Source organism: Clostridium sp. CS001 (genome assembly GCF_020443565.1).
GTDB lineage: Bacteria > Bacillota > Clostridia > Clostridiales > Clostridiaceae > Clostridium_AD.
Window position 1 is genome coordinate 1 of record NZ_JAIZZN010000029.1, and the last position, 24641, is coordinate 24641.

27 protein-coding genes, 2 tRNA genes and 1 rRNA gene are annotated in these 24641 nt (G+C 30.4%); 25 read left to right on the forward strand and 5 right to left on the reverse strand.

From position 1 onward, the window contains the following. The 4 genes from rrf to LGK97_RS15930 form a co-directional block, all read left to right on the forward strand. A 5S ribosomal RNA gene (gene rrf / locus LGK97_RS15915) occupies positions 1-106 on the forward strand; the annotation flags it as partial. A gap of 5 nt (positions 107-111) precedes the next feature. After that, a tRNA-Phe gene (locus LGK97_RS15920) sits at positions 112-187 on the forward strand. A gap of 6 nt (positions 188-193) precedes the next feature. After that, positions 194-268, forward strand: a tRNA-Cys gene (locus LGK97_RS15925). Positions 269-584: 316 nt separating this feature from the next. Next, complete coding sequence (locus LGK97_RS15930; RefSeq protein ID WP_226260738.1) at positions 585-1076, forward strand: hypothetical protein; 492 nt, start codon at positions 585-587, stop codon at positions 1074-1076. Positions 1077-1159: 83 nt separating this feature from the next. On the opposite strand, the gene LGK97_RS15935 is transcribed toward LGK97_RS15930, so the two are convergent. Then, the gene (locus tag LGK97_RS15935) at positions 1160-2326 is read right to left on the reverse strand and encodes a M20 family peptidase (RefSeq protein WP_226260739.1); all 1167 of its coding nucleotides are present in this window, start codon (positions 2324-2326) and stop codon (positions 1160-1162) included. Between the two features lie 271 nt (positions 2327-2597). Here LGK97_RS15935 and LGK97_RS15940 point away from each other — a divergent pair, with 271 nt between their 5' ends. The 9 genes from LGK97_RS15940 (at position 2598) to LGK97_RS15980 (ending at position 8608) form a co-directional block, all read left to right on the forward strand. Next, positions 2598-2810 (forward strand): sigma factor G inhibitor Gin, encoded by a 213-nt coding sequence (locus LGK97_RS15940; protein WP_226260740.1) that lies wholly within the window; start codon positions 2598-2600, stop codon positions 2808-2810. Then, the gene (locus tag LGK97_RS15945) at positions 2789-4228 is read left to right on the forward strand and encodes an aminotransferase class I/II-fold pyridoxal phosphate-dependent enzyme (protein WP_226260741.1); all 1440 of its coding nucleotides are present in this window, start codon (positions 2789-2791) and stop codon (positions 4226-4228) included. The genes LGK97_RS15940 and LGK97_RS15945 overlap by 22 nt, the downstream gene beginning before the upstream one ends. A gap of 59 nt (positions 4229-4287) precedes the next feature. Next, the gene (gene tmk / locus LGK97_RS15950; protein WP_226260742.1) at positions 4288-4908 is read left to right on the forward strand and encodes a dTMP kinase; all 621 of its coding nucleotides are present in this window, start codon (positions 4288-4290) and stop codon (positions 4906-4908) included. Positions 4909-4921: 13 nt separating this feature from the next. Further along, the gene (locus LGK97_RS15955; protein WP_226260743.1) at positions 4922-5251 is read left to right on the forward strand and encodes a cyclic-di-AMP receptor; all 330 of its coding nucleotides are present in this window, start codon (positions 4922-4924) and stop codon (positions 5249-5251) included. Between the two features lie 53 nt (positions 5252-5304). Beyond that, on the forward strand, positions 5305-6249 hold the full coding sequence (locus tag LGK97_RS15960; RefSeq protein ID WP_226260744.1) for a DNA polymerase III subunit delta': 945 nt from the start codon (positions 5305-5307) through the stop codon (positions 6247-6249). A gap of 1 nt (position 6250) precedes the next feature. After that, positions 6251-7162: a stage 0 sporulation family protein gene (locus tag LGK97_RS15965; RefSeq protein WP_226260745.1), complete on the forward strand. Its 912-nt coding sequence runs from the start codon at positions 6251-6253 to the stop codon at positions 7160-7162. Positions 7163-7172: 10 nt separating this feature from the next. Then, positions 7173-7376: a heavy-metal-associated domain-containing protein gene (locus LGK97_RS15970; RefSeq protein WP_226260746.1), complete on the forward strand. Its 204-nt coding sequence runs from the start codon at positions 7173-7175 to the stop codon at positions 7374-7376. 128 nt (positions 7377-7504) lie between these two features. Then, the gene (locus LGK97_RS15975) at positions 7505-7762 is read left to right on the forward strand and encodes a YkuS family protein (protein WP_226260747.1); all 258 of its coding nucleotides are present in this window, start codon (positions 7505-7507) and stop codon (positions 7760-7762) included. Positions 7763-7966: 204 nt separating this feature from the next. Next, positions 7967-8608 carry a LysM peptidoglycan-binding domain-containing protein gene (locus LGK97_RS15980; RefSeq protein WP_226260748.1) on the forward strand — a complete coding sequence of 214 codons (642 nt, stop codon included), beginning with the start codon at positions 7967-7969 and terminating at the stop codon, positions 8606-8608. Positions 8609-8684: 76 nt separating this feature from the next. Here the strand turns inward: LGK97_RS15980 and LGK97_RS15985 are convergent, their stop codons facing one another. Continuing rightward, entirely contained in the window at positions 8685-9341 is a 657-nt protein-coding gene (locus tag LGK97_RS15985) for a PIN domain-containing protein (protein WP_226260749.1), read from the reverse strand. Positions 9342-9536: 195 nt separating this feature from the next. Here LGK97_RS15985 and LGK97_RS15990 point away from each other — a divergent pair, with 195 nt between their 5' ends. The 3 genes from LGK97_RS15990 (at position 9537) to LGK97_RS16000 (ending at position 12479) form a co-directional block, all read left to right on the forward strand. After that, positions 9537-10280 carry a tRNA1(Val) (adenine(37)-N6)-methyltransferase gene (locus tag LGK97_RS15990; RefSeq protein ID WP_226260750.1) on the forward strand — a complete coding sequence of 248 codons (744 nt, stop codon included), beginning with the start codon at positions 9537-9539 and terminating at the stop codon, positions 10278-10280. Between the two features lie 60 nt (positions 10281-10340). Further along, positions 10341-11183, forward strand: a complete 843-nt coding sequence (gene rsmI, locus LGK97_RS15995; RefSeq protein ID WP_226260751.1) for a 16S rRNA (cytidine(1402)-2'-O)-methyltransferase — start codon at positions 10341-10343, stop codon at positions 11181-11183. A gap of 195 nt (positions 11184-11378) precedes the next feature. Continuing rightward, complete coding sequence (locus LGK97_RS16000) at positions 11379-12479, forward strand: C40 family peptidase (RefSeq protein ID WP_226260752.1); 1101 nt, start codon at positions 11379-11381, stop codon at positions 12477-12479. A 403-nt stretch (positions 12480-12882) separates the two neighbouring features. On the opposite strand, the gene LGK97_RS16005 is transcribed toward LGK97_RS16000, so the two are convergent. Both LGK97_RS16005 and LGK97_RS16010 read right to left on the reverse strand, forming a co-directional pair. After that, positions 12883-13134 carry an AbrB/MazE/SpoVT family DNA-binding domain-containing protein gene (locus tag LGK97_RS16005; protein ID WP_319001578.1) on the reverse strand — a complete coding sequence of 84 codons (252 nt, stop codon included), beginning with the start codon at positions 13132-13134 and terminating at the stop codon, positions 12883-12885. Positions 13135-13715: 581 nt separating this feature from the next. Next, entirely contained in the window at positions 13716-14360 is a 645-nt protein-coding gene (locus LGK97_RS16010; protein WP_226260754.1) for a PspA/IM30 family protein, read from the reverse strand. Between the two features lie 341 nt (positions 14361-14701). Here LGK97_RS16010 and LGK97_RS16015 point away from each other — a divergent pair, with 341 nt between their 5' ends. The 7 genes from LGK97_RS16015 (at position 14702) to LGK97_RS16045 (ending at position 21937) form a co-directional block, all read left to right on the forward strand. Continuing rightward, positions 14702-15292, forward strand: coding sequence for a DUF1836 domain-containing protein (locus LGK97_RS16015; RefSeq protein WP_226260755.1), 591 nt, complete (start codon positions 14702-14704; stop codon positions 15290-15292). A gap of 108 nt (positions 15293-15400) precedes the next feature. Beyond that, positions 15401-15673 carry a hypothetical protein gene (locus LGK97_RS16020; RefSeq protein ID WP_226260756.1) on the forward strand — a complete coding sequence of 91 codons (273 nt, stop codon included), beginning with the start codon at positions 15401-15403 and terminating at the stop codon, positions 15671-15673. Positions 15674-16023: 350 nt separating this feature from the next. Further along, entirely contained in the window at positions 16024-16968 is a 945-nt protein-coding gene (gene arcC, locus LGK97_RS16025) for a carbamate kinase (protein ID WP_226260757.1), read from the forward strand. 27 nt (positions 16969-16995) lie between these two features. Then, positions 16996-18207, forward strand: coding sequence for an arginine deiminase (gene arcA / locus LGK97_RS16030; protein WP_226260758.1), 1212 nt, complete (start codon positions 16996-16998; stop codon positions 18205-18207). Between the two features lie 34 nt (positions 18208-18241). Then, positions 18242-19243, forward strand: coding sequence for an ornithine carbamoyltransferase (gene argF / locus LGK97_RS16035; RefSeq protein ID WP_226260783.1), 1002 nt, complete (start codon positions 18242-18244; stop codon positions 19241-19243). 206 nt (positions 19244-19449) lie between these two features. Next, positions 19450-19656 (forward strand): hypothetical protein, encoded by a 207-nt coding sequence (locus tag LGK97_RS16040; protein WP_226260759.1) that lies wholly within the window; start codon positions 19450-19452, stop codon positions 19654-19656. A gap of 367 nt (positions 19657-20023) precedes the next feature. Continuing rightward, the gene (locus LGK97_RS16045) at positions 20024-21937 is read left to right on the forward strand and encodes an EAL domain-containing protein (protein WP_226260760.1); all 1914 of its coding nucleotides are present in this window, start codon (positions 20024-20026) and stop codon (positions 21935-21937) included. 96 nt (positions 21938-22033) lie between these two features. On the opposite strand, the gene ispF is transcribed toward LGK97_RS16045, so the two are convergent. After that, a complete protein-coding gene (gene ispF, locus LGK97_RS16050; RefSeq protein WP_319001577.1) occupies positions 22034-22501 on the reverse strand; it encodes a 2-C-methyl-D-erythritol 2,4-cyclodiphosphate synthase in 468 nt (155 codons plus the stop codon). 254 nt (positions 22502-22755) lie between these two features. Between ispF and LGK97_RS16055 the strand changes: the two genes are divergently transcribed. Further along, positions 22756-23352, forward strand: a complete 597-nt coding sequence (locus LGK97_RS16055) for a class D sortase (RefSeq protein WP_226260761.1) — start codon at positions 22756-22758, stop codon at positions 23350-23352. 671 nt (positions 23353-24023) lie between these two features. Beyond that, positions 24024-24560, forward strand: a complete 537-nt coding sequence (locus LGK97_RS16060) for a hypothetical protein (RefSeq protein WP_226260762.1) — start codon at positions 24024-24026, stop codon at positions 24558-24560. Positions 24561-24641: the final 81 nt, after the last annotated feature.

Sequence of the window (24641 nt, forward strand, 5' to 3'; positions counted from 1 at the left end):
TGGCATGAAGGTAACACCCCTTCCCATACCGAACAGGTAGGTTAAGCTTCAATGCGCCGATGGTACTGCAGGGGTAGCCTTGTGGGAGAGTAGGTTGTCGCCAGGTAATGTGGCTGGATAGCTCAGTCGGTAGAGCAGAGGACTGAAAATCCTCGTGTCCCTGGTTCGATTCCTGGTCTAGCCACCAGTTTATGGCGCTATAGCCAAGTGGTAAGGTCAAGGTCTGCAAAACCTTTATTCCCCGGTTCAAATCCGGGTGGCGCCTCCAAAACACTTTGTAAATATTACAAAGTGTTTTTTTTAGTTAACAATAGTCTCTTGTTTATACTTTCTATGAAATATGGGAAAGTAAATATGTATAATAATTCTAAAGGCCTAGTAATATAGAGGAATATCTAGAAATAGTAATGCTGGAGCAGTTAAGATGGTATAACAAAGGCACATGTGCTTATATTGAGAGTAGACATACTATAGTGACCTTAACACAAGTAGATTAATATATGAAATGCTAGTATAATCACATATGTTGGTCACAAACTAATTAGGCTCAATATTTTTAATTTACTCGGGGGGTTTATAATTTCATGTATAAAGAAATGGTTGAAAGAAGAAAGGCTCCGGCTATGGTGTTATTGTTTGTTGTGTTAATTACATTTATATGCTTATCGGACATACTACCTAGGATGAATATAGGGATTATAAGTATAAAAGCTATAGCAAAAATGTTTTTTACTACACTAATGATTGCTCTTTGTTATATTGAGTTTTCAAGATGCAAGGTTAAATATAAATATTCAATTGTAGCAGATCAATTTATTATTCATAAGATAAGAGGTCATGAAGTTACAATATTAGAAGATATTAAATTAAAGAACATAGATTTTATTGGTAAGGTTGAAAATTATAAGGCAGATATCCATATTAGTGATAGTAAAAAATATAGCTGCTCTACATTTTTCAGTAGTAAATTTTGTTGCATATATAAAGTAGAAGGTAAGTTTAAAAAGTTTTATTTTGAACCTAGTGAGGGGCTCATAAATAAGATTAGGTTGCTAAAGGGAAATCCTGTTTTGTAAAGGTAAATAAAAGATAATAAACATGTAAAAGGAAGCATAATTGGATTAAGATTATGCTTCTTTTTTTATTCCTAAAGTATATATTAAGATTTAGATCTATATGACCTTAACTCTAGTAAAATTTCATTTAATAGATCTTGTTTTTCAATAATATCTAGACCTGTTATAGCTAAAGCTTCAGCAGCTATTAGCATGTTGTGTTTGCAAAAATCAGTTTGTGTTTCTATAGCAAATGAGGGTGAAGGGCAACTTATTAGTTGATTTTCTGTAATAGATATAGAGGGGTATATACAAGGGGTAATATTACTTATAGCGCCTATACCCAAGCCATATAGAGCATTTTTGCAACAATCAATATTAATAATGCCACATTCTTTTAGATTGTGTGTAAATAGCCTTGATAAATATTTATTGCTGAGTAGCTCTTCAGAAGGCAATTCAAATAGGCTTACTTCTCCTGAAATACCCATTATCTTAGCGGCTGACGAAACAAAATCCATAATAGTTTTTTCTAACAATTTAGCTTCAATTAGTTTATTAGAGCTTAAATAAAATGTAACCTCTGATTCAGCAAATAAATCAGGCTTGGAAGAAACATCGTTCATAGAGATAGTTTCAATTGAGCTAGAATTATTTAAACTCTTTAATAACTGATTTAATGTATTTAGTATAAACAAATAGGCGTCTAAAGATGAAAAGGTACTACTTTCTTTATTATTGCTCTTATTTATATCTTGGCTATATTTAATTTTAATTGGAATTTTGGCCATTGAGGTGCCGCTTTCTGCATTATTTATATCACAGTGGGGGGCAATAATAACATCTATATCTTCGAAACACTTTTCTTTTGTTAATGTTAATTCTGACCCATTTGTATACTCACCTGGGCATCCTAGTAGAATTACGCTCCCACCACTTTTAGATATTATTTTTGATAAGCCTAGTGCTGCTGCAGTAGAAATTGCTGCATTCACATTGTTACCAAAGATATGCCCTAGGTCTTCTGTAGATGTATATTTGCATATATAACAAATCTTTGGATGGCCATCTCCGTATTGAGCATAAAAAGAGGTTGGAATATTACAATAGTTTTCTTGTACCTGAAAGTCATGAGATTTTAACATATTTACTATGTAAGAACAACCTTTATATTCTTTATAACTCGTCTCTGGATTATTGTAAAGATAGTATGATAAATTGTATATATCTTCTTTTATGCTATTCATATAACTTATAATTTCTTGCTTCATAGACTGTTCTCCTCTCAAGGTTTCGTGCTTATTAACATATTTAGTATAACCAATGATTCATAAATATATTGATAATAACAAATAAAATTTTATTTTCAAGGTTCTGAGGTCAAATGTTAATCTTTAATAGCTAGTTATGGCTTAAAATGTAGATAAATATATTTTGAATTATTATGTGGACAAAATAAGAAACGGTAATCAGATGAATAATATATATTATAAGAGGCTATACTTTAGGTAGTTTTAAGCTAGTAAGGTTAAGGGGGAAGTTATGAAAAAAGAAAAATGCATTATATGCAGAAAGCCTCTAAATGATGGTATAATAATAAATGGAAGAGGAATTTGTAAAAATTGCGAAGGACGAATTATAGTAGCAAAGCCTAATACGGATTTTTATGAATATTATAAGAACTGTATAAGGAAGACTTTGGTGCAGTTTATACCAGGAGGAGTGACTAAAGATTGTCAGGATTACCACTTGTAGATGGAGTGCTTAAATATATAAAAGAATACAATGTTTCCTTTTGTATGCCAGGGCATAAAGGTGGGCTTGGTTTTTTAGAAACATTGAAAGGCAAGGAGCTTTATGAAAACCTTATAAGAGCAGATATTACAGAGGTAGATGGAGTAGATAATCTTCATCATGCAGATGGAATAATAAAAGAATCTCAACAGTTGTTGAGTGAATACTATGGAAGTATTAAATCATACTTTTTGGTCAACGGTAGTACTAGTGGAAATCTAGCTATGATTTTTTCGGCATTTAATGAGGGTGATAAAGTTATTGTAGAGAGAAATTGTCATCGCTCAATATTTAATGCTATCGTTATGAGGAAGTTGAAACCAGTATATATAAAAAATAAAATTCATTCTAAATATGATGCTCCTCTTCCCTTGGATAAGGAGCATTTTTCATATTTAATTAATGAGAATAAGGATGCTAAGGGGATAATTGTTACGTACCCTAACTATTATGGTATATGCCTCGACTTACCATATGTGATTAGCATAGCTAAGCAACATGGAATGAAGGTATTAGTTGATGCTGCCCATGGTGCTCATTTTGGAGCATCTAAATTGTTACCTGAAAATCCAGTAAAGATGGGCGCTGATATGGTAGTTATGAGTGCCCATAAAACCTTACCTAGTTTAACACAAACAGCTTTTTTGCATATAGGCGAGGGCGTTAATATTAGTAAGATTGATTTTTATGTAAGTGCATTTCTAAGTACAAGTCCATCATATATGCTTTTATGTTCTATGGATTATGCAAGATTTTATATTCAGGAATATGGTAGCGAGCACTATGATAAACTAATTAAGACATGTCAGATTAACAAGGAAAGGATTAATAGTTTAGGAAAATTTTATATTTTAGGCGAAGAAGATTTAAGTGACATGTCAATAAGTTATGATAATAGATACAGCATAGATCTAACTAGATATATATTAAATGTGCCTAAAGGATATAGCGGACATAAGCTATTAGACTACTTAAGGAAAAATAACATTCAAGCTGAGATGAGTGATAGTAGGAATGTAATTTTAATTTTTTCTACATTTAATAAGGAACAGGATTTTAATAAGCTATATATAGCTTTGAAAGACTGTGATATGAACATTTTAAAGCAGGAATATATAGACTTAATGGATTATGATATGCCAATGTCCGTGATGCATCCATATGAAGTAATGGATAAGGAAAAGATCATGATAGAATTAAAACATTCCAAGGGAAAGATAAGTGCAGTGGCAATAGTTCCATACCCCCCTGGAATACCTATTGTAATGCCTGGAGAAAAACTATGCGAGAAAAGTATAGCTGTGATACAATATTATATACAAGCTAATGTAACAGTGCTTGGGATTAATGATGGAAAAGTGGCAACAGTAGAAAAATAGTATTATATATATTATAATTATTTAATATTAATATATATACATATTGCTGGGAGGATTGCATGAAAAGAGGGCGACTAATAGCATTAGAAGGGCCAGATGGGTCAGGGAAAACTACTCAGATAGAATTATTAGAAAAATACCTAAAAGAATTAGGATATGAAGTAATAAGAACACGTGAACCTGGGGGTACGGGAGTTAGTGAAAAAATAAGAGAGATAATATTAGATAATGACAATTCTAATATGAATTATATGTGTGAAGCACTACTTTATGCAGCTTCCCGTGCACAATTAGTTAGTGAGGTTATAAAACCAGCATTAACAGAAGGTAAAATGGTTATATGTGATCGTTTTGTTTATTCTTCAATGGTATATCAAGGAATTGGTAGAGGTCTAGGAGTGGAACGAATAAAGAGTATTAATGAAGCTGCCTTAGATGGGTTAGAAGCAGATCTAACATTCATGATCACAATACCTTATGAGGAAGGGTTAAAGCGAAAAAAAATGCAAAAGACTTTGGATCGGTTAGAGAATGGTGGAAATGAATTTCATAAAAAAGTTTTTGAAGGTTATTTAGACATTAGTAGGAAGTGTGATAAAATAGAAGTGATAGATGGTAATAGAAATGTTGAGGCAATACATGAAGATATAATAAATGTTATAAAAAAAATAAAATTATGAAGGATGGGATTATATGAAATTAGTTATTGCAATTGTACAAGATGATGATACAAATGATTTAATTGAGGTAATAACGGACAAGGGCTTTAGGGTTACAAAGCTAGCTACTACAGGTGGATTTTTAAAAGCAGGAAATACAACATTATTAATCGGTGTAGAAAAGATAAAAGTGGATGAAGTTTTAGCAATTATTGAAGATGTATGCAAGACAAGAAAGCAAATAATAACATCACCTGCATCAGTAGCAGGATCCACAGGCGTATTCATGCCATTTCCTATTGAAGTAAATGTAGGTGGAGCAAACGTATTTGTAGTTGATGTAGACAAGTTTATAAGGGTATAACTAGTTAGAAGCAAGTATAACTTTATACTTGCTTCTATGTATGGAGGACTAAAATGAGCTTTGAGAGTATAGTAGGTCATAGCAGCATAAAGAATCAAATAAATAAATCTATAAAATCAAATAAGCTATCGCATGCTCATCTTTTAGTTGGAGAGGATGGCATAGGGAAAAGTATATTAGCCAGAAATATAGGGTTTAAGATCTTAGGGAAAGATCAAGATAAACAATATGTTGATTTGTTAGAGTGGCGCGTAGAAAAAAACAAAAGTACAATTGGTGTTAATTCTATAAGAACCTTAATTGAAGAAATAAATAAAAAGCCTTATGAAGGAGATAAGAAAGTTATAATTATTTACGACGCTCATAAAATGACGGCGCAAGCTCAGAATGCTTTCTTAAAAACAATTGAAGAACCACCTAAGAATGTTACTATATTTTTATTATGTGAGAATCTTGAGGCTATATTGGATACAATAAAGTCAAGATGCCAAATACATAAACTAAGGAACTTAAATATTGATGAAATGAAAACATATTTAAAGATAAACTATTCCGAATTACCTGAAGATGAATTAAGAGTTATCATAGCTTTTAGCGATGGAATACCAGGAAAAGCAGATAGATTTATTGGAGATAGTAATTTTAAGGATATTAGAAGTATTACCTTGGAAATATTACTAAGCCTTGACAAGGTAGGCACTGAGGAATTAATTAGATATGAAAAGAAGCTATCCAATCAAAAGGAAAACTTCGAAGAAATATTAACTGCATTTCTTTCGTATATTAGGGATACTATAATATATAAGGAAATTGAAGATGAAAATTTAATTATTAATATAGATAAATTGTTAAATATAAAAGAATTAGCTAATATATTCTCATTTAACAAATTAAATGGTATTATAAATATAATAAATGATACTAGAGAAAACTTAGATAGAAATGTTAACCCAGGGTTGACATTTGAAGTAATGTTATTTAAAATGCAGGAGGTTTAACATGGTTACAGTAATAGGAGTGCGATTTAAAAAAGCTGGTAAAATATATTATTTTAGTCCAAATGATATAGATATTCAAAAGGGCAATAAGGTTATAGTTGAAACAGTAAGAGGAATAGAATTTGGAGAGTGTGTTATTGGAATAAAGGAAATAGAAGAAGATGACATAGTATCTCCTCTTAAGTGTGTTATCAGAAAGGCCACAGATGTAGATGCAGAAAAGGATGAGGAAAACAAAAGAAAAGAAAAGGAAGCTTATGAAGTATGCGTAGATAAGATACATAAACATGACCTTGATATGAAACTAATAGATGTGGAATATACCTTTGATAATAATAAAGTTATATTTTACTTTACAGCAGATGGAAGGGTTGACTTCCGTGAACTAGTAAAGGACTTAGCGGCAGTATTTAGAACTAGAATAGAACTTAGGCAGATAGGTGTTAGGGATGAAGCAAAAATGATAGGTGGTCTTGGACCATGTGGTAGACCTATGTGTTGTTCGACTTTTTTAGGAGAGTTTGCACCAGTGTCTATAAAGATGGCTAAAGAGCAAAACTTATCACTAAACCCTACAAAGATTTCAGGCATTTGCGGAAGACTTATGTGCTGTTTAAATTATGAGCAGGATACTTATGAGAAAATAAGAAAAACTTTACCGACGGTAGGGTCTATAGTGGAAACCCCTTATGGCAGAGCAGAAGTTATTGGGAATAGTGTTGTAAAAGAAGCTGTAAAAATCAAGATGAAGCTTAATGGTAGCGATGAGGAAATAGTAGAGGTTAAAATTGAAGATTTAACATTAATTTCTGGAAGTTATGAAGATGCTGCAATTGTAGAGGATATCAGGTTAGAGCTTGCTGGAAATGAGGAAGATTCATATATAATAAAAGAATTATTTAAAGATAACTAGGGGGATAAAAATGAGGTCGGTTATAAAAGTATGCAATATGAGTACTTCAAAGGATATTAGCAATATTAATTTAGCAGTATCAAGTAATCAAGGAGTAGTTGCTTGTAAAATAACTAGTGAAAGCAAAGAAATAGAAGTAATATACGATGATTATTTTGTTTCATTAGATGATTTAATTGAATCAATTGAAGATGTCGGGTATACAGTTATATAAAAAAATCAGAGAAAATTTTCTCTGATTTTTTTGTACATTTTTTCTATACAAAAGGGAAATGCCTGAGCATTTATTTGAATAAACTTTTTTTTATTGGAGATAATAATTTTAAAAGGGAGGCGGAAAGCATGAAAAAGATAGCAATACAAAAGGGATTGACTCCAATCAAAGATTATTTATCCCAAGAAGGCTACACTGTAAAGGAATTTAGTAATAGAAAAAAGAATGCTGGAAACTTTTTAAACAAGTATGATTCAGTTGTTGTTACAGGTGAAAATCAAAATATTATGGGAGTAGAGAATACTATATCCAGCACAACTATTATTGATGCAACCGGAATGACAGGTGAGGAAGTAAAGAATCAAATAGAAAGAGCATCAAAATAATAAAAAATTAATATATAGAGGCTGTTAACTTATTTTTATAGGTTAGCAGCTTATTTTTTTAGATACATGTTTAATATAGCAAGCAAAAAAGTGGAATTATTAGTTAAGATAAAAATAATTTTATTAACATGTATGAGATTTTTTAATTGTGTCAATAATTCAAATGTAAAACATTGACTAATAAATATGAAAGGGGTTTTAAATATGAGAATGAAAAAGGGAATAATCACAATATCCACCATTGCAGTGGTTATCTTAGGAGTATTTTTTGCAGTAAGGTTTATAGGAAAGGACGAAAGCGTTACCAATACAGAATTGCCAAAAGAGAATATAGTGCAAAGCGATAAGTCATTGCCTAAAGATAATAGTACGGCAATAACAAATGAAAATGAAGAAGATATCATAAGTACTAATGAGATACAAGAGGAAAGTGCTAACGATATGGATGCTATTTATATGAATGACAAAACTACTGTTGGAATATATACTGTTAAAAAAGATGATACAGTGTTTAGTATTGTAAAAACATATATGCCTAGTCATGATAAAAGTAAAGTTCTTGAATTTATTAAGAGTAGAAATGGTATAGATGCAGCTTATAATATTAAAGTGGGTCAGAAAATAGTAATTCCTTATGAAAAAGAGATTGAAATATCAAAGGCTGTGGCTTCTGATACAAATACAATTGAATACAAAATTAAAAAACAAGATACATTAACATCAATTGCTAGAAATAATATGAAATCTTACGATATAAAAGAAGCAATAGATAAGTTAAAGAAAGAAAATAAAATTACAGATGAAAATGCAATAAAAGAAGGAACACTTATTTACATTCCAAAATAATAACTATAAAAAAAGAGGTGTAGTTTGAGATAATCAAGATTACACTTCTTTTTATGCTAAAGAGATTAATAAATACTTAAATTTTAAGTATTTGCATTTCGCTATGTTCTGCAAAAATAAAGTCACCATCTAAGGTTAGTAAAAAATCTATATTGTTATATTGTGCTGTGGCTAGGTGGAAAGCATCATTTACGGATAATAAGTTCTCACACATAAGGGTTTTAACTATAGGTATACATTCTTCAGAAATATTAAGATATTTTATATTTATAATTTTTTCTAATTCTGAAATTATTTCTACAGACTTACTATAATAAATGGTCAGCAAGTTTCTTTTCATAGAGTTTTTAGAAATATTATCAAAATATCTTTTGTAAGGTATATGAATAAGTCTGTCTTCTCTTCTTTGCTTTAATATCTTTGTGTCATGGCGACTAAAGCTATTTATTATAGATCTAATATTGTCAATGGAGTTGTAAGGGCTATTCCCAGTTATTTTACATTGGATGTCACTGATAAATAATTTATAAAGTATTTGATTTAATACCTCTGCAGATATGATACTAGTAGTGTAAAATTCGCAGTATCCTTCAGAGAGTTGTTTTAAGCATGATAAACAATCGCTATGCTTAATATCCTCATCATATATTAAGCTGAGTAAGAAAGATGCGTCTAATAACACAGAGTTTTTACTAAAAACCGTATTTTTGAAAGGGTATAATATTAATTGCATTTCAAACCTCATCACATCAATTATTATATAATTAATATATATTCATCAATGGCTATTAATAGTAGTTTTATAATTAATTACATTAGTAGTAAAGAAGTGAATATATACTTTTTTGATTTAGTAAGGAAATTGGGGTATACTTTTTTTGTTGTTATGTATATAGTGAATATAGATTTCATAGAAAGGAGATACATAATGAAATTTTTAAATGATGATGAGACTTTAGATGATCTTAACTTAAAAGGTATTCATGTTATTCAAAAAAAACATGGGTTTAGGTTTGGTGTGGATGCAGTGCTTCTTGCTAACTTTGCTAAGGTAAAGAAAGATGCTAAGGTTGTTGATTTGTGTACTGGAACAGGAATAGTTCCCTTTATATTGGCCGGTAAGACATATGCAAGAGATGTAATTGGTGTGGAAATCCAAGAGGACTTTGTTAATATGGCAAATCGGTCAGTTCAATACAATAATTTAGAACATAAAATCAAGTTTATAAGTGGAGACTTAAAAAATTTAGAACTTATTAAGCGTATTGCTAAAGCAGATGTTGTAACGGTAAATCCCCCTTATAAACTTCAAAATTCAGGCTTAATAAACTTAAATGATAAAAATGCTATAGCAAGACATGAAATTTGCTGTACGCTAGAAGATGTGATTATTGCATGTAGAATCTTACTAAAGGATAATGGGCGTATGTATATGGTACATAGACCTGATAGATTAGCAGATATCTTATGTGTAATGAGAAAACATAAGATTGAGCCTAAACGCATAAGAATGGTGCATCCTAGTGTAAACAAGGCACCTAATATTGTGCTCATCGAAGGTCAAAGAGATGGAGGAGCATTTTTGAAATGGGAGAGTCCGCTTTATGTTCATACTGAAGATGGTGAATATACTAATGAAATCACTAACATGTACAATTCAAATACAATCTAAAATTGTACAATTTTAAAATAGGTGAAATTAATACAAATACTACAGTAAAGGATGATAAGAATGGCAGGAAAGTTATATTTAGTTCCAACCCCAATAGGAAATTTAAAGGACATTACACTAAGAGCTTTAGAAGTACTACAAAATGTAGATATAATAGCAGCCGAAGATACAAGGCAAAGCTTAAAACTCTTAAATCATTTTAACATAAGAAAAACGCTTATAAGTTATCATCAGCACAATGAGCAAGGGAAAAGTGAGAATATAATCAATCAGGTTAGAGAAGGTAAGAATATAGCTATAATTAGCGATGCTGGAACACCAGGAATATCAGATCCTGGAAGTGTCATAGTTTTAAAGTGCATAGAGCAGAATATTGAGTTTGAAGTATTACCTGGAGCCACAGCAATTACAACTGCGCTGGTATACTCAGGCCTTGATACTACTAAATTTATATTTAGAGGGTTTTTACCTAGGGAGAATAAAGAAAGAAAGCCTATTATTGATGATTTAATAAATAGGAGTGAAACACTAATTTTTTACGAGGCTCCTCATAGACTTTTAAACACTTTAGAATTCTTGTATGAAAACGTTGGTAACAGAAAAATATCAATGTGTAGAGAGCTTACAAAGCTATATGAGGAAATAATTAGGCTTACATTAGAAGAAGCCATAGAGTATTATAAGCAAAATGCCCCAAGAGGAGAATATGTACTAGTAATTGAAGGAAAGAGTAAAGAAGCTATTGATAATGATGAAAAAGCTAAATGGGAGATGCTAACAATACAAGAACATATAGAAAAATACATGGACGAGGGATTAGATAAAAAAGATGCCATGAAGAAAGTTGCAAGAGACAGAGGAATACCCAAGTCAGAAATATATAAACATTCATTGGATATCTAACTTATAATTATATTCAGAGAGATAAATGTTGGAATATAATGTAAAAATGTAGAGTAAATCCTAAAGAACATATAAAGTTTACATTTAAATTTGCGTTTTCCATTGAGGTTTCTTATAAAATAGTGTTATAATAGGTCTGTTGAGTTAAAAATATTTAAATTACATATGTATACACATTGATATGGGGGGATTGGATTGCGTAAAAGAATACTAGCATTGATAGTTACCATTGGATTAGCTACGACTATAAGCATGCCGATATTGGCAGATCCATTATCAGATAAACTTAAAAGCCAAAAAAGTCAGCTTGCAGAACAAAAAGCTGCATACAATCAGGCCAAGGATAAAGTTGAAGATATTGAAGGTTCTATTGAAAAATTAGACTCTGTAATAGAAGTTGCTTTTGCAGAAATAGATAAGACAAAAGTTAAAATAGGCGAAACTGAGCAACAAATAGATAATACAAAAAAGAATATACAAGTTGCGGAAGATAATATTAAAGAAGAAGAAGAATTATTTAATAAGAGAATGAGAACCATGTACATGAATGGCGTGGATGGATACTTAGAAGTGTTACTAAGTTCAGATGGAATAGAGGACCTTATTTCTAGAGTAGACAACATTAAAAAGATTGTAGAATATGATAATAAGATTATCGGAGAATTAACAGATAAAAAGGTTAAAATTGAAGAGCAAAAGACAGCACTTGAAACTGAAAAAGCTACGTTAGTGGTATTAATAGCTGATAATGAAAAGAAAATAGACAAGCTCAAAGAAACAAAAAAAGAACAAAGCTTATTAATTGCAGAGGCTAAAAAGCAAGAGCAATTATACTCTGCTAAGCTTAGCGATGCACAGACAATAGTAAATACCACTATGAGACAAATACAACAAATAAGAGATAATGCACCTAAGTATACTCCATCTAGAGGATCATCATCACTTAGCTCAGATTCAGTAGTTGCTTATGCAAGTAATTTCTTAGGAACACCATATGTTTGGGGTGCAAATGGTCCTGATTCATTTGATTGTTCTGGATTTACCAAATATGTATATGCTCATTTTGGAATTTCATTGACTAGAACTACATACACACAGATAAATGAGGGATCATCGATATCTAGAGATAACCTTGAACCAGGAGATCTAGTTTTCTTTGGTACAGGATCAGATCCACATCATGTGGGAATTTACGTAGGTAATAACTCATATATTCACGCACCTCGTACTGGTGACGTGGTTAAGGTATCAGCACTTACAAGAAGTGATTATATCGGTGCAAGAAGAGTTAAGTAATTCAAAATGTGGACAGGCTACTAAGGTAGTCTGTTTTTATTTATATATATGTTTCAATAATATTTGTTCAATTACTTTACGTTTTGAACAAACATTTATCAGTAATTTGAATGTAGTTTTAAAGTTGAAACATATATAATTTAATCATATAACTTTATTTTTAATTTATAAAAAGGAAACCTGTATTTAATTAGGTTTCCTTTTTATAAATTAATAGATTATAAGGTTTAACAACATTTTGGAAGCTTCAAGTCTGCCATCTTTTATAAGTGGCAGTTGCCTAGCCCAGAAAAGTTACTTTGGTGGCAGGATAACAATTGAGAATTGTTATCTACCCCAGAGGCCTACCCAGAGGTAAATTTGCTTCCAAAGTTGTTAATATTGCAGCACCGCAGGTGATGATTTAACTTTGTTGTTTAAGTTGATCTAAACAAGATTTACATATGTTTTTGCCTCTATAATTAGCTACATCTTTTGCATCGTCACAGAAAATACATGCTGGTTGGTATTTTTTCAGAATGATTAGTTCACCATCCACGTAAATTTCTAAAGCATCCTTTTCAGCAATATCTAGAGTTCTTCTAAGTTCTATAGGAATAACAATTCTTCCAAGTTCATCTACTTTTCTTACAACACCTGTTGATTTCATAATAATTCCTCCTTAAGATAATAATTTGAAATAATTTATTATTTGATACTGATAAAACGACATAAAAAGCCAAGAAACTGTTAGATTATATTAGTTAATATTACATAATTAATACTAAATTCCATCTAAAGTTAATATACTACCATATAATGCAAATGTCAATATGTTTTTTAACAATATCTAAAATTATATAATAAATAAAGTGGTAAATTTATATATATATTCATAAATATAAAAAAATCTGTCGAAGGCTTGTACAAAATATGCGTTGTTAAAATAATTCGAAAAATAAAGCGCAGAAAAATGGAAAAATTGAAGGCTAAAACTGTTTATTCCACATAAGGATTAACAAGTTACCCACAGGAGACAATGTGAGGGTGTGGGTAAAAAAGCTGTAAAAATTATTTTTAATATGTAAATGTCTTTAAATCAAGGGGTATGGTGTTAGTTAAGTTATCCACAACTTCTGTTGATTAAATAATTAAAACTGTGGACAACTTGATAATAATGGTTTAGATTCAGCATTTTCAAGCAATAATTGTGAATAAAGTTATATTACAATGACATTAATTATTTCTGTAAGTAAATCACATGTATTTTTTTAACTCTAAGCTTAAGTCTAACCTAGTGATACCATCTAACTCATTACTTAATTCATTAGCAAAATTAAGATCTGTAAGGCCCGATACATAGCATTCTTTTTTTTCAATAATTCTTTCTATATCAGAAAGGGGCATAGCATTATTTTTAGTTGATATATTTCCAAGAATCTCATTTATCTTTTTATCAGCCTCAGCTGCGGTATATCTGGCAATAGCTTCATTTCTATATATTTTTGTTTCATATATGTTTTGTTCAAGCTCCCTTAATTTTAATTTTAAAGAATGAGCTTTTGCTGTTGAATTTGTATAACTTGAGTTTAATGAGATACAATACTTATCATTGTCTAATTTTTTTTGAAGAATTTTTTTAGCTAAAGTTTCATCTCCTTTACTTAGTGCAAGTTTAATAGTTTCAACATATGTAGCAGATTCGGTAGATAAGCTTTCAATTCTTCTCTCGATTTCATGTGTGCTACCTAAAACTTTAGCCGATGAGAATTTAGCCTCATTTAAAGTACACTCCATATCTCTTATTTTTTGATCAAGTAGTTCTAAGGGATTCTCAAGTTCATCTAAGGTGCTATTTATTTTAGATTTTAAAATGTAAAGTATTCTAGTAAGTAGTGTCATAGTAATCTCCTTTAGTTATTGATTTTTATAAGTGTAGTGAAGAATTAGTAATAGTTATACTTATACTTAAAGATAAGACTTAGAGCTTAAATCTAAAGTCTGTTAATATTATTATGGTAATATGTTTAATCAGATATACTATGATTTACAAATACATTTTATATAAAAGAGTAAAGTTGTTTATTTGATTTTTTTGAAGAAATGAACATGAATTATAAAAAATATGAAAATAACTTGTAATAAGGTTATATAAAACTTATAATATTGTTATGCAAGAACTTATATTTAAAAAATTAAAACACATATTATTTATGATGTTAATTTTTGAAAGGTGATGAATAATGGATAGTACAAAATATACTCAGGAGAATATAGATTTGCTAGCAAAAGAAATCTCAGAAAATAATATAATTCCTTATGAAGAATTACCGCAGTATGACTTGTTTTTATCTCAAGTTATTGACTACTTAAATGATAGATTTGATGCTGATAACTACACTAATAATATAGTACAAAATTACATAAAAAGCGAAGTTATATCGAAACCAGAGGATAGTAAAAAAAGGGGTTATACCAAATTACATCTTGCTCAATTGGTGCTACTTGGGTACATGAGACCAATACTTACATCGGACGAGATAAAAAAGGTCTTTAGGCTAGCTTTTAACGAAATTAATGATAGAGATGATGATATTATTTCATGGGAAAATGCTTATAAGATTTTTTCAGATATGCAAAAGGAAAGTTTTAATGGTTTTTCAAAAAAAGAATTTTTTGATAAAGAAAGATTACAAATTATAATCGACGGTCTAGATTTAAAAGAGAGTGACGAGGAAAGAATATCTGTCTTTTTGGTAGTAATGACATTAGTAACACAAGCTAGTGCCATAAAGAAACTAGTGCAGAAAATTGTAAGTGATTATGAAGGTTAAAATTATAAATAATATAGATACCTTAAAAAGATAAAAGACCTATAAAAAGCATAGGTCTTTTATCTTTTTTAGAGTTAATATTAGCAAGAACTATCTGAAGCGCTTGATGTGAAAACCTTAAAGGATTCTCCAAATATGCTTTTAGCATATACGATTTTTGTATCTTCAAAGACAAATGAAGATTCATTATCTACTACAAAGTTAATTCCATCTACTGACTTTGAAATATCATCTTCTTGTTGTTCGTCCAGAACAACACCTAATATGGGACCGCCTCAACCAAAACCCTTAATAAGTAATCTAACTGAAGACTTATCCTTTTGTATAAGTTCTTTGTGCAAAGCTTCCTTAGTAATATCATCAAAAGAAATATTCATATAACATCCTCCTTGTACCCGACGGGGGTATATATAATAATATTATTATATGGCTTTATTGTTATTATGTCAAATTAAATAAAAAGATATAAAAAAATTTTTATGAGACATATTCACTAAAAGTATATATTTATACAGTTAATACAAAGGACTTTAGTCTATTTAATGGATTTATACAAGGATTGGATAAGTTTTCAGAGAATTAAATTAAATTCGCAAAAAACTAGCAGAATACTTATGCATATAATAAAAAAATGCAATGGTTGACAAGAATTATTTAACAGGATAGTATAAAAATAAGAATAAATTAAAGAAAATGTAATAATTAAAAAGAATTGCTTTGGGGGGTTAATGATGAAAATAGTATTAGCATTAGGTGGAAATGCACTTCAATCAGATCCAAAAGACAAGAGTTGTGAGGCTCAGCTTAAGACTTGCAAAGAAACTGCTATATCAATAGTCGATCTTATAGAAGAAGGTCATAGAGTATCAATAGTTCATGGGAATGGGCCACAAGTTGGTCAAATTGTTGCAGCTGTAGAATCAGCTCAAAAATTCGATGAGAGCAATGTATTGTTCCCATTTGATGTATGTGGATCTTTTTCTCAAGGATATATAGGATATCACCTTCAGAATGCAATTGGTGAAGAATTAAGAAGAAGAAGTATAGATAAGAGCGTAGGAACTATAGTTACCCAAGTAGTTGTTGATAAAGAGGATGAAGGATTTAAAAACCCAACTAAACCAATAGGATCATTTTATACAAAAGCGGAAGCGGAAAAGTTAGAAAAAGAACATGGCTACATAATGAAAGAAGATGCTGGGAGAGGATACAGAAGAGTTGTTGCTTCCCCAAAACCTATTGATGTTATTGAGAAGGATTTAATAAAACAATTAGTAGACATGGGAAATGTAGTTATATCTTGCGGTGGCGGTGGAATACCTGTTATTCGCCAAGGGGAGATTGTTAATGGAGTTGCAGCAGTTATAGACAAAGATTTTGCTGCAGAAAAACTTGCAGAAATATTAGATGCAGATGTCCTTCTAATATTAACAGGGGTAGATAGAGTTTGTGTAAATTACAATAAGCCAAATCAAAAGGAACTTGCACAAATCACTCTTGATGAAGTTAATGATTACATTGCTCAGGGCCAGTTTGCTCCGGGCAGTATGCTTCCAAAAGTAGAGGCTTGCAAGAAATTTATAATGAATAACAAGGATAAAACAGCAATTATAGCATCTTTATCAAAAGCAAAAGAAGCATTAAAAGGTATGTCTGGAACAAAGATTGTGTATTAATAATTTTAAATAGGAGTGTAAAATTTAATGGATAAGAGAAAAATCAATGTTTATTCCGAAATAGGTAATTTAAAGACAGTACTTATACACAGACCTGGAGAAGAGATTGAAAACCTTATACCAGAATATTTAGAAAGACTTTTATTTGATGATATTCCATTTCTGAAGGTAGCTAGAGAGGAACATGATAATTTTGCCAGGATATTACAAGGGAATGGTGTGGAAACCCTGTACCTTGAAGATTTAGCTGTAGAAGCAATAAAAGATACTAAAGTTAAGGAATTATTTTTAAATGAAGTTATAGATGAATGTGGTATAACTGAGACTGGAATCATAACATCTTTAAAAAATTACTTATATAATATGCCTGAGCAGAAGATGATAGATAAGGTTATGGGCGGAATAAGAAAGAAAGAAATAGAAATTAAAGAGCATTATGATGAATACCCATTTATAATGGACCCTATGCCTAATTTATATTTTACACGAGACCCATTCTCATGTATTGGGAGTGGAATAAGTTTAAATTCTATGAAAACTAAAACTAGAAGGCGCGAAACTATATTTGGAAAGTATATTTTTAAGTACCATCCAGAACTAAAGGATTCAGGGATTAAGTTGTGGTCTGATAGGAATGACGTATATAACATTGAAGGTGGCGACGAATTAATTTTATCAAAGGAAGTCATTGCAGTTGGCCATAGTGAAAGAACGGATAAAGAAGCAGTTATAAATATGGCTAAAAATATATTTGAAAATGAAGAAAGTTTTAAAACAGTCTTAATTTTCGATATCCCAAAAACTAGAGCATTTATGCATTTAGATACGGTATTCACTATGATTGACTATGATAAGTTTACTGTTCATCCCGGAATAGAAGGTGCATTAAGAGTTACCGCAATAACTTATGATCATAAGAATAAAGCATTAATAACTAGAGAAGAAGAAGGAAGTTTAGAAAAAATACTTTCTAAATATTTGAAAAAAGACATTTCGCTAATACGTTGTGGAGGCGGAGACAAGGTTATATCGGGGAGAGAGCAATGGAATGATGGATCAAACACCTTAGCGATATCTCCAGGTACTGTGATAACTTATGAGAGGAATTATGTTACCAACGAGATCTTAGATAAGAACAATATAAAAGTACTTCAAATGCCTTCAGGTGAGTTATCAAGAGGTAGAGGTGGCCCTAGGTGTATGTCTATGCCATTCTATAGGGAAGACCTAATAGAATAAAATATATCAAAAGTAAAGATAAGAGAGGAGAATTATTATGTTTAATTTAAGAAACAGAAGTTTTTTAACGCTTATGGATTTTTCACCAAAAGAGATTAATTATTTTCTTGATTTAGCTAGAGATTTAAAAAGAGCTAAATATGCAGGCACAGAGAGGCAAACATTAAAAGGAAAAAATATAGTATTACTATTTGAGAAGGATTCAACTAGGACAAGATGTGCATTTGAAGTTGGAGCTCTTGATCAAGGAGCGCATGTTACATACCTTGGACCAACAGGAAGTCAAATGGGTAAAAAGGAATCAATTGCAGATACTGCTAGGGTTTTAGGTAGAATGTATGATGGTATTGAATATAGAGGATATGGTCAAGAAGTTGTTGAGGAGTTAGCTAAATATGCAGGAGTACCAGTATGGAACGGATTAACTACTGAGGACCACCCTACTCAAATTCTTGCAGACTTCTTAACTGTGCAAGAACACTTTTCTAAACCACTAAACGAAATTAAATTTGTTTATGCTGGTGATGGAAGAAATAATATGGCAAATGCTCTTATGATAGGAGCTGCTAAGATGGGTATGGACTTTAGAATAGTTGCACCAGATTCATTATTCCCTGAGGAGGAATTAGTTAACAAATGTAGAGAAGTAGCTAAGGAGACAGGAGCAAAAATTACTATTACTGCTGATGTAGCAGCAGGAGTAAAAGATGCAGATGTTATATACACTGACGTTTGGGTATCAATGGGGGAAGCAGATGAAGTTTGGGAGAAGAGAATTAACTTGTTAAGACCATATCAAGTTAATAAAGAAATGATGGACCTAACTGGGAATAAGGATACTAAATTTATGCATTGCTTACCAGCATTCCACGATTTAAAAACTAAGGTAGGTAGAGATATATTTGAGAAGTTCGGAATGAATGGAATTGAAGTTACAGATGAGGTATTTGAAAGTTCGGCTTCAATAGTGTTTGATGAAGCAGAAAATAGAATGCATACTATAAAAGCAGTTATGGTTGCAACTTTAGGGAATTAATAAGAATTTAATTAGTTACTAATTATAAAATAAGAAACCTTCAGATTTATTCTGAGGGTTTCTTATTTTATAATTATGATTTAAAAAGATTCATTTATAAGGTTATACAAACTATAAATTTAAATTAATAGAAATTTTAGCATAAATACTTATATACCATAATACTTATTAATCTATAATTAATAAATATTAAGGGGTAGATGCATATGCTAAACAAGATACCAACATTAATTTATGATCTCTACGGTGACAAGGTGGAAGTTATGAATTATACTAAAGTTTTTTTTGAGAGCAGGAAGGTAGAGGGATATGTACTTCATGTAGAGCAGCATGATAGGATTACATCTATAAATGAATTTGATTTAGAAAAAAGAGAAGATAAATATTATTGTACTAGAAGATTGTTTAGTTAAATCTATAAGTACAATTATAAACTTAAGGACTTATTGATCATACAGACTTTATAATTAATAAAGCTTGTATGATTTTCTATGTTTGTAGTAAAATATTATATCTGTAGTATAATTAAATAATAATTATGTTTTAAATTATAAATTTAATAATATTCTTTATTAATGCAAGCGTAAATCAATGATTGAGTGATGTAAGTTATATTCTTATAGTGAAATTAACAGTTTATACACTGTTAACTTCGTAAGAAATGGTTTATAATTTTATAAAATTTACATGTGAAACGTAATAAGTCTGGAGGAATGTATTTTTGTCTATATATACTATAAATAGCAGTATAATTATAATAATAGGTGCAGGGGGTAAAATATGCTAAGCCAGCAAGAAAGGATAATGGTTTTAGAAAACTTTGCGGAGGAAAATCAACCTATAGAAATAATAAATGAGTTGAATGATGGACAATCTGGTGCACAAGTGTATACTGTGGAATTTGGTGAATCTCGTAAATTAGGAGTCTTAAAGATTCAAGAAATGAATGAAAGTGGGCTACATAATAAAGCATTTTTACAATCAAGAGAAAACTCTATTGAAGGGTACATTCCGATGATTATTGATGAAGTAGAAATTAAGTCTGAAAGCAAATCAAGGAGATTTGCAGTGTTGTATGAATTAGGAGGGGATAATGTACTAGGAATTAAAACTCTAAAATATTCCCTTGAGAATGAATTAGCATTAGTAAAACAAACATCAGAACAAGTAGCTAAATTTTTGTATACTTGGAATAAGCCTCATACTTCTGATATTAAATCTCCTATTAACATAGTGAAAACTTCTTTAGGTTATAGGTTTATGGATGAGAAATCGATAAAGGCATTTGAAACATTGATGATAGATGAAGATAAAACCTGGTTAGTTATTGATGGAGTGGATAAATTTTTTCCGAATCCATATAAATTTTTTACAGATCCTAAAGTATGGGGTGGTAGCAAGATAAAATATTTACGTTCTTGCATACATGGTGATTTTCATGGTGGAAATATAATTGTTTCAGTGAAGAAACCATCCATTATTGACTTCGGGACTTATCAAGTTAATAGTAATATATTTTATGACACAAGGTATTTAGAATTACATTCTTTAATGGACTATTTAAAGTTTGATAACAATAAACAAAGACAGTTTTGGATTAGTTTATGTGATGAGTTAACGAAAAATGTTAAGTATGTTGATATACCAGATGGTGAGGGAGCTAGCATACTTAGGGATATAATACCGGAATTAAGACATGGAATAGATTATTTGCTATCAGATTCTAGAAATAAGCTGTATGAACCATCCTTTTATTTAGCTGGAGTTTCCGCAGGATTAAACTTTATTCGTAAAGCAAAGGATGATAATAAAAGAATGGCTGCAATGATATACACTATGTATAATTTAAGAGCTGTTTTAAAACATGAGCTTCTAGGGTTATATAATCCTAGTCTATCTTCAAGCATGAGTGTGCAATGGTTTTTAGATGAAACTTCAATGAGCGAGTATTTAGACAGCAATTCCATATTTAAGATCGATGAAAAGGCATACCATATTTCGGGTATAATAAAGAATAAATCTATACAACTTACGGTTCAGCCTATTATAGATTTACGTAGCGGTAAGGTTAAATCATTAGAGGTGCTAGTTAGAGATTCTAGATTAGAATTTTTTCCTGACGAGATGTTTGAAAAAGCTAGACTTACTGGAGATTTAGAGAACCTTACTATGCTTGCCTGTGACAAGTTAGGCAATTATCTAAATAAATTACAGCCTTTTATTCAAGAAGGATTATTCTTTAAAATTCAATCTGACACAACTAGACGCACTATTAAAAAAGTTGTAAAGAAGTTGCAAGGAGTAAATTTAATCCTAGAAATTACTCAACGCATACCAAGAAGCGCCTTTTGGCGTAACTTTGCAGATGAATTAAAATTTAAATTAGCTATGGATAACTATGGAGAAGGTAATTCCAATATGGTTGAGTTAATAAAGATGAAGCCGCATTTTATAAAGATTTCTCAGGAAATAGTTAGAGATATTGATAAGGATGAAATAAAGGCATTAATGGTAGAACATATGGTTAAAATGTCTATAAAAACTGGCATAAAAATTATAGCTGAAGGAGTAAGAACCATGGAAGAAAAGGAAAAACTCTTTGATTTAGGCGTTGAGTATGGACAAGGAACATACTTTTCTTCTGCTATGCTTATTGATCATGCTGATTATGAAGTGTGGAAAAAAGGATTCTAGCTTATTAACATGCATTACTGATGATAGGTAATATTAAAGGACATTCTATTTATAAGAATGTCCTTAATTTTGTGTGTTACATAAATTTATAAACTTTTACTTTAACAAACATATGGCACTAGAAGAGATTCCTTCTTGGCTACCAGTAAAACCGAGCCCCTCTTCCGTGGTTGCTTTAACGTTAATGCTATCTATAGATAATTGTAGTGCAGTTGCAATATTTTTTACCATGGATGGTATGTGAGGTGCCATTTTAGGCTTCTGTGCAATTATTGTAGCATCAATGTTTTCAATTATATAACCTTTGGTTTTGATTAAACTGCATACATGTTCCAGTAAGACAATGCTTGAGACATTCTTATATTTATCATCAGTATCAGGGAAGTGCCTACCGATGTCACCAAGCGCTGCAGCGCCTAAAAGAGCATCCATAATAGCATGAATAAGAACATCTGCATCTGAGTGGCCTAGCAATCCAACTTCGTATGGTATAGTTACTCCACCAAGTATTAAATTTCTATCCTTAACTAATCTATGAACATCGTATCCCATTCCAATTCTCAATGAAATTACCTCTTTTCAATTTATTTTGTGAGTACCATAAATATCTAGAAATACAATTGCACTAAATATATCTTTCTTTTTTATAATATAACACTTAAGAAGGGTGTAATCAAGATGCTTTATTATATAACATATTGTTAAGGATGCTTATACTTGATTGCTTTGAGTATGTGGGTATAGGATTAATGAGAATGTGTAAATATGATATAATAGTTGAATGTCTCTAAAAAATATAAAATGGATGGAGAAAGATTATGAAGAAAAAGTGGATTGGAATACTTATGATTATTATAGGTGCAGCTATAATAATTTCTGCATTATCAATAAGATACGAAGCTAATAAAGTTCAAAAAAACATGATTGAGGATTTCAACAAGAATATCCAAAAGGTTGATAAGCAGTTAGGTGACCATGAAAATATAATGATTGATGAGAAAAGGCCTTCAGATAGTAAAGAAGGGACCATAGGAATTATTTCTATTCCTAAGATTGACTTAAATGTAGCACTTAGTGAAGGAATTGACGCCAGAACATTAAAGTATGCAGTCGGGCATTTCACTGGAACACCCATGCCGGGAAGTAAAGGGAATTTTTGTGTCGCAGGGCATAGAAGCTATGCATATAATGAATATTTTAATAGATTAGATGAATTAAGTATAGGTGATAAAATAATAGTGACCACTGTGGACGGAGAGTTCACATATGAAGTTTATGAGAGTAAAGTAGTAAAGCCAGAAGAAACAGCTGTTCTTGATAATACAATGAGCTCAGAGATCACGTTGGTGACCTGTACTCCCATAAGAGTAGCTACTCACAGGCTTATAGTAAAAGGAAGGTTGATAGCAAAATAATTAATAAGTTATCAACATGTTATCAACAAAACTGTGGACAATGTGCATAACTAAAAATAGGAAGATTGAATTATATTACATTAGATGAGATTAATTACAGAATAATAGTTTTAGATTTCTATGATTATCATAAATAAACACCAAGTTATATCAATTACACAGGTTATACACAAAAAAAATGTGGATAATGTGTATAAGTCTTATATTGTATATAATAATTTTCAAAAGATATGCATACTTTTAATAAAATTGTGGATTAGCAAACATTAATGTGCATAATCTGTGAATCTAAATAAGATGTAGTAAATAATGATGAATATATATCACTTATTTAAAAATAAAACTTTTTACATTCATAAAAAAATATAAGTATGTAAAGTTAAGACGATACATTAGAAAAATTATTCAAATAATTAATAAGATTATAAGCAAAAAGGATGGCAATATACAATAAATATACTAAATATGAAAGAAATCATTTAAATATTTAAAATAAAGAAAGTTTACAATCGAAAAAGTTGCATAAATACTATTTTATGGTATAATAGGATTCATAAGAGTTTATTCATGCAAAAATTTACTTCATAAGTTTAAATTCGTATTATATTATTGTCATTATATTTTAAAGATAATAATAAATATAAAAAAGAGTTAATTAGGAGGAATTTTAAATGGTTAAAAAGATTTTATCAAGTATCTTAGTATTAGTTATGGCGGGTTCTTTAGTAGCCTGTGGGAGTAGTAAAGAAGAAGTTAAAAATGATGCACCTGTAAAGCAGGAAGAACCTGCAAAGACTGAAGCTCCAAAAGAGGAAATTAAGTTTGAATCTATAGGACAAATATTAGATAGTGCTGCACAAAAAGATGAGTATTATTCAGATAAGTATAACTTAAAGATACTAAAAAAAGATGCAATAGCAGCTTACGAGGAAAAAGCTGCAGCTGTAACACAAAAAGCTATGGCAGACAATAAAATTGATGCTAAAAGCTCAAAGGTTTATCCGTATTACAACAATATTAGTGGAGTTAGATTTGAAAAAGATTACATAGTTGTATATGATGCTAATAAAGTTCCTGTAGCAGTACATGAATTAATAATTGCTGTTTCAGATAAAGATGAACCATCTTTCAAAGAAGTTAAAGAAAATAAAGAAATGATAACTGATGAATTTAAAGCGTTATTTCCACAAGAAATAGAAGCTAAATAGAAACTATTATTAACTAAGATTAACAAGTTATCAACAGGCAACCTGTGGATAGTGTTAATAACAATTTGATAATTAAAAAGG

What these genes read in the sequence shown, in the direction of transcription:
- LGK97_RS15930 (WP_226260738.1), top strand. Translation starts at nt 585, where the DNA reads ATGTATAAAGAAATGGTTGAAAGAAGAAAGGCTCCGGCTATGGTGTTA.
- LGK97_RS15935 (WP_226260739.1), bottom strand. Translation starts at nt 2,326, where the DNA reads ATGAAGCAAGAAATTATAAGTTATATGAATAGCATAAAAGAAGATATA.
- LGK97_RS15940 (WP_226260740.1), top strand. Translation starts at nt 2,598, where the DNA reads ATGAAAAAAGAAAAATGCATTATATGCAGAAAGCCTCTAAATGATGGT.
- tmk (WP_226260742.1), top strand. Translation starts at nt 4,288, where the DNA reads ATGAAAAGAGGGCGACTAATAGCATTAGAAGGGCCAGATGGGTCAGGG.
- LGK97_RS15955 (WP_226260743.1), top strand. Translation starts at nt 4,922, where the DNA reads ATGAAATTAGTTATTGCAATTGTACAAGATGATGATACAAATGATTTA.
- LGK97_RS15960 (WP_226260744.1), top strand. Translation starts at nt 5,305, where the DNA reads ATGAGCTTTGAGAGTATAGTAGGTCATAGCAGCATAAAGAATCAAATA.
- LGK97_RS15965 (WP_226260745.1), top strand. Translation starts at nt 6,251, where the DNA reads ATGGTTACAGTAATAGGAGTGCGATTTAAAAAAGCTGGTAAAATATAT.
- LGK97_RS15970 (WP_226260746.1), top strand. Translation starts at nt 7,173, where the DNA reads ATGAGGTCGGTTATAAAAGTATGCAATATGAGTACTTCAAAGGATATT.
- LGK97_RS15975 (WP_226260747.1), top strand. Translation starts at nt 7,505, where the DNA reads ATGAAAAAGATAGCAATACAAAAGGGATTGACTCCAATCAAAGATTAT.
- LGK97_RS15980 (WP_226260748.1), top strand. Translation starts at nt 7,967, where the DNA reads ATGAGAATGAAAAAGGGAATAATCACAATATCCACCATTGCAGTGGTT.
- LGK97_RS15985 (WP_226260749.1), bottom strand. Translation starts at nt 9,341, where the DNA reads ATGCAATTAATATTATACCCTTTCAAAAATACGGTTTTTAGTAAAAAC.
- LGK97_RS15990 (WP_226260750.1), top strand. Translation starts at nt 9,537, where the DNA reads ATGAAATTTTTAAATGATGATGAGACTTTAGATGATCTTAACTTAAAA.
- rsmI (WP_226260751.1), top strand. Translation starts at nt 10,341, where the DNA reads ATGGCAGGAAAGTTATATTTAGTTCCAACCCCAATAGGAAATTTAAAG.
- LGK97_RS16010 (WP_226260754.1), bottom strand. Translation starts at nt 14,360, where the DNA reads ATGACACTACTTACTAGAATACTTTACATTTTAAAATCTAAAATAAAT.
- LGK97_RS16015 (WP_226260755.1), top strand. Translation starts at nt 14,702, where the DNA reads ATGGATAGTACAAAATATACTCAGGAGAATATAGATTTGCTAGCAAAA.
- arcC (WP_226260757.1), top strand. Translation starts at nt 16,024, where the DNA reads ATGAAAATAGTATTAGCATTAGGTGGAAATGCACTTCAATCAGATCCA.
- arcA (WP_226260758.1), top strand. Translation starts at nt 16,996, where the DNA reads ATGGATAAGAGAAAAATCAATGTTTATTCCGAAATAGGTAATTTAAAG.
- LGK97_RS16040 (WP_226260759.1), top strand. Translation starts at nt 19,450, where the DNA reads ATGCTAAACAAGATACCAACATTAATTTATGATCTCTACGGTGACAAG.
- LGK97_RS16045 (WP_226260760.1), top strand. Translation starts at nt 20,024, where the DNA reads ATGCTAAGCCAGCAAGAAAGGATAATGGTTTTAGAAAACTTTGCGGAG.
- LGK97_RS16055 (WP_226260761.1), top strand. Translation starts at nt 22,756, where the DNA reads ATGAAGAAAAAGTGGATTGGAATACTTATGATTATTATAGGTGCAGCT.
- LGK97_RS16060 (WP_226260762.1), top strand. Translation starts at nt 24,024, where the DNA reads ATGGTTAAAAAGATTTTATCAAGTATCTTAGTATTAGTTATGGCGGGT.